The 3009-nt window shown below is 58.8% G+C and carries 4 protein-coding genes; 3 read left to right on the top strand and 1 reads right to left on the bottom strand.

The genetic code is table 11. The features are described from left to right. Positions 1-739: bifunctional 5,10-methylenetetrahydrofolate dehydrogenase/5,10-methenyltetrahydrofolate cyclohydrolase (locus ACREAY_RS10995; RefSeq protein ID WP_431755815.1), on the top strand; the 739-nt coding region annotated here is incomplete at its 5' end. Continuing rightward, entirely contained in the window at positions 740-1291 is a 552-nt protein-coding gene (locus ACREAY_RS10990) for a 5-formyltetrahydrofolate cyclo-ligase (RefSeq protein WP_431755816.1), read from the top strand. Here ACREAY_RS10990 and purD read toward each other — a convergent pair. Beyond that, a complete protein-coding gene (gene purD / locus ACREAY_RS10985) occupies positions 1288-2565 on the bottom strand; it encodes a phosphoribosylamine--glycine ligase (RefSeq protein ID WP_431755814.1) in 1278 nt (425 codons plus the stop codon). The two genes, ACREAY_RS10990 and purD, sit on opposite strands and share 4 nt — an antisense overlap. Positions 2566-2606: 41 nt before the next feature. On the opposite strand from purD, the gene ACREAY_RS10980 reads away from it, so the two are divergent. Beyond that, positions 2607-2888 (top strand): hypothetical protein, encoded by a 282-nt coding sequence (locus ACREAY_RS10980; protein ID WP_431755813.1) that lies wholly within the window; start codon positions 2607-2609, stop codon positions 2886-2888. The last annotated feature ends 121 nt before the right edge of the window (positions 2889-3009 follow it).

Below are 3009 nucleotides of genomic sequence, written 5' to 3'. Positions count from 1 at the left end.
CGACCCCTCTTCTGCCACCTATGTCAGCAGCAAGCAAAAGACCGCAAAGGAACTCGGAATAGCCACCCGCGACCACCGGCTGTCGGCGTCCATTGCGCAGCAAGAGCTCCTGGATCTCGTCCAGTCGTTAAACCGCGACCCCGAGGTCCACGGCATCCTCGTGCAGCTGCCGCTGCCCAAACACATCGACGAGTTTACAATCATCAACGCGCTCAGCCCGCTAAAGGACGTCGATGGCCTGACGCCCTACAGCGCAGGCATGCTGCAGAACGGCATGGCCTCCCTGAAACCGTGCACGCCTTCCGGCGTCATGGAACTTCTCGACTATTACAATATCGACGTGGCGGGGATGGACGCCACAATTGTCAACAGGAGCAACCTCGTCGGCAAGCCCCTCGTGTTCATGCTCCTGGAGCGCAACGCCACCGTGACTGTCTGCCATTCAAAGACGAAGGACTTGAAGGAAAAGCTGCGCGACGCCGACCTTGTGATAACTGCAATCGGCAACCGCGATCGCTTTACGCTCACGGCCGACATGGTAAAGGAAGGCGCGGTCGTAATAGACGTCGGTACGAGCAGGCACGACGGCAAGCTTGCGGGTGACGTCGACTTTGCATCCGTTAAGGAAAAGGCATCGTGGATAACGCCCGTGCCCGGCGGCGTCGGCCCGATGACCATCGCGATGCTCATGAAAAACACGGTTGCTGCTGCGGCGTCCGCCTCGCGGGGGCTATTATAGCTGGCCGACGCGCGCAAGGCAAAGCAAAAGATACGCCGGCAGATGCTGGAGCGGCGCAACTCGCTTGCAACAGGGCAGGTCGAAGAGCAGAGCCGGCTCGTACAGGGGCACGTCATTGCAAGCAAGGAATTTGCGCATGCCAAGGTCATAGGCGCATATCATGCCGCCGGCTCTGAGGTCCGCACAAACATGATAATTGACGCTGCAATAAGGCAGGGCAAAAAGGTGGCGCTGCCCCGGACCGAAGGCGACAGGATGGTCTTTTATGAGCTTGCCGGCGGCCTCGTCGAGGGCAAGTTTGGCATCATGGAGCCCAGGCCGACGACGCCGGTGGACGGCATCGACCTCGTAATAGTGCCGGGGGTCGCCTTTGACCTGAAGGGCTACAGGGTGGGCTATGGCAAAGGCTATTACGACCGGTTTTTGTCGATGCAGCATTCCTTTTCGATGGGGCTTGCCTACTCGTTTCAGATACTTGACGAATTGCCAAGGGGCCGGTTTGACAGGCGCATTGCGGCTGTCGCCACGGAAAGCGGGATATCCTACCTCTAGCGCATTGCGCGCCTTGCAATGTCTGTCCTGTAATAGTGGCCGTTTTCGCCCCAGCGGATCTTTCTGACGGCAGAATAGGCGCTGTCTATGGCTTGCCTTGCGTCGCTGCCGATGCCAGTCACGCCCAGCACCCTGCCCCCGTTTGTCACGACGCGCCCCTGCTGGTCGCGGGCAGTCCCTGCGTGGAACACCTCCGCGTCAAAAACCGAGTCAAGCCCCTCTATGGCCTCGCCTTTTTTGTAGCTGCCGGGATAGCCCTTTGAAGCCATTATGACGCACACTGCCACCTTGTCCTTCCACCTTATCGGGGGCATCCTGCCCAGCCTGCCTTCAATTGCCGCGTCGACATATTCGTACAAGTCAGACTCCATCCGCATCATGATTGGCTGGCACTCGGGGTCGCCCATGCGGGCGTTGAATTCAAGGACGCAAGGCTCGCCCGTGCTCTCGTTTACCATGATGCCTGCGTACAGGAACCCCTTGAACGGCGTGCCGCGTCCTTGCATCTCTTTTACCACCGGCTCCATCACGCGCTTCATTATCTTGTCATGGAGCTGCCCGTCGACGACCGGAGCGGGCGAGTACGCGCCCATGCCGCCGGTGTTGGGCCCCTTGTCGCCGTCAAACACGCGCTTGTGGTCCTGCGACGACGCAAGCGGGACGATGTCCCTGCCGTCGCATATGGCAATGAACGACGCCTCCTCGCCTGACAGGCGCTCCTCGACTACGACCCTGCCGCCGGCCGGCCCAAACTCTTTGTCGACCATTATCTTTTCCACCGCGTCAATGGCCTGCCGGGCGCTGTCGCACACCATGACGCCCTTGCCCGCCGCCAGCCCGTCTGCCTTGACGACCAGCGGCCTGTCCTGTTTTTTGATATAGTCAATGGCACTTGCGGCGTCGGCAAAAGTTGCAAACTCGGCGGTGTGTATGCCCGCCTTTTTCATGAACTCTTTGGCAAAGACCTTGCTGCTCTCCAGCATTGCCGCCTCTTTTGTCGGGCCAAAAATGCGCAGCCCCTCCTTTTCAAAGGCGTCGACGACCCCTAGCGAAAGCGACTCTTCCGGGCCCACCACCGTCAGGCAGTCCGGCAGTTTTTTTGCAAACGCGACGAGCCCCTCGACGTCGTTCTGCCTGACGTTGACGTTTTCAGGCGTCCCCCCGTTCCCCGGGGCAAAATACACTTTTTTTACGTGGGTGCTCTGCGACAGTTTCCACCCGAGCGCGTGCTCCCTGCCTCCTGACCCTATAACCAGGACGTTGCCGCCTGCCATGCACAGGCTAAAACCGTCGGATAATAAAATGATAGTGGATAGTGGCTAATATCTTCAATTATATCGCCGCCCGTGGGCTTGCGCCAGATATATCCGCGTGCCGTCAACTGCCCATAGCAAAGATCCCCGTCTTTGAAATATGGGCAAACCCTGACGCAAGCGAGTACGCGGTAAAGATATCCTGCATACCGCACTTTGTCATGAAGACCAGCAGCAGGGCGCAATACACGCACATCATCTACGCGGCCCCTTTCCTGCCTGAAAACCTGGAAGGGCTTTCAAAAAAGCTGGACCTTATCGTATCCGGGCTTGGCAAAGCCTAGCGCAAGAGCGTGCCTTCGCTGTCGTCTGCAATGGCCTGCAGCACCTGCGCGTATTCGTCGTCTGAAAACTCGACTGCCTCTGCCCTCCCTTCTTCCATCGCCCTTGCCACGCTCTTCAAGT

The organism is Nitrososphaera sp. (assembly GCF_050748925.1).
Taxonomy (GTDB): Archaea; Thermoproteota; Nitrososphaeria; order Nitrososphaerales; family Nitrososphaeraceae; genus Nitrososphaera.
Note: the sequence above shows the minus strand (reverse complement) of the source record. Positions and strands in the feature narration are given on the sequence as shown.